Origin of the sequence: Escherichia sp. XD33 (assembly GCF_019375075.1) — a bacterium.
Lineage (GTDB): Bacteria > Pseudomonadota > Gammaproteobacteria > Enterobacterales > Enterobacteriaceae > Enterobacter > Enterobacter flexneri_A.
The window spans coordinates 1-976 of record NZ_JAENDM010000219.1; the positions used below are offsets into that span (position 1 = coordinate 1).

A 976-nucleotide genomic window follows, 5' to 3' on the forward strand; every position below is an offset into this window, starting at 1 on the left:
CTCAGCATTTTATTATGGTGATCCCCTGGGCGAAATGCGCCTGGTAAGCAGAGTTTTTGAAATGTAAGGCCTTTGAATAAGACAAAAGGCTGCCTCATCGCTAACTTTGCAACAGTGCCAGCAATCCAATCTCATGCCAAATTCTATTGTATAAATCTCGCTCTAAAGGCCGAAAAAATCAGCGCTCGACACGGACTCATTGTCACCACCCGTCACCTAAAATCTACTCAGCGTCGGCAAAGGAGCCATGGGTTCTAGCAACTAACTTACCTGTTGAAATTCGAACACCCAAACAACTTGTTAATATCTATTCGAAGCGAATGCAGATTGAAGAAACCTTCCGAGACTTGAAAAGTCCTGCCTACGGACTAGGCCTACGCCATAGCCGAACGAGCAGCTCAGAGCGTTTTGATATCATGCTGCTAATCGCCCTGATGCTTCAACTAACATGTTGGCTTGCGGGCGTTCATGCTCAGAAACAAGGTTGGGACAAGCACTTCCAGGCTAACACAGTCAGAAATCGAAACGTACTCTCAACAGTTCGCTTAGGCATGGAAGTTTTGCGGCATTCTGGCTACACAATAACAAGGGAAGACTTACTCGTGGCTGCAACCCTACTAGCTCAAAATTTATTCACACATGGTTACGCTTTGGGGAAATTATGAGGGGATCTCTCAGCGCCCGGTAGTGATCTTATTTCATTATGGTGAAAGTTGGAACCTCTTACGTGCCGATCAACGTCTCATTTTCGCCAAAAGTTGGCCCAGGGCTTCCCGGTATCAACAGGGACACCAGGATTTATTTATTCTGCGAAGTGATCTTCCGTCACAGGTATTTATTCGGCGCAAAGTGCGTCGGGTGATGCTGCCAACTTACTGATTTAGTGTATGATGGTGTTTTTGAGGTGCTCCAGTGGCTTCTGTTTCTATCAGCTGTCCCTCCTGTTCAGCTACTGACGGGGTGGTGCGTAACGGCA

1 protein-coding gene and 1 pseudogene are annotated in these 976 nt (G+C 46.8%); both read left to right on the forward strand.

From position 1 onward, the window contains the following. Nucleotides 1–119 precede the first annotated feature (119 nt). Nucleotides 120–665: pseudogene (locus K0778_RS26395) on the forward strand (IS4-like element ISVsa5 family transposase); the annotation flags it as partial. Between the two features lie 247 nt (nt 666–912). Further along, nucleotides 913–976: IS1 family transposase (locus K0778_RS26400; protein WP_001676991.1), on the forward strand; the 64-nt coding region annotated here is incomplete at its 3' end.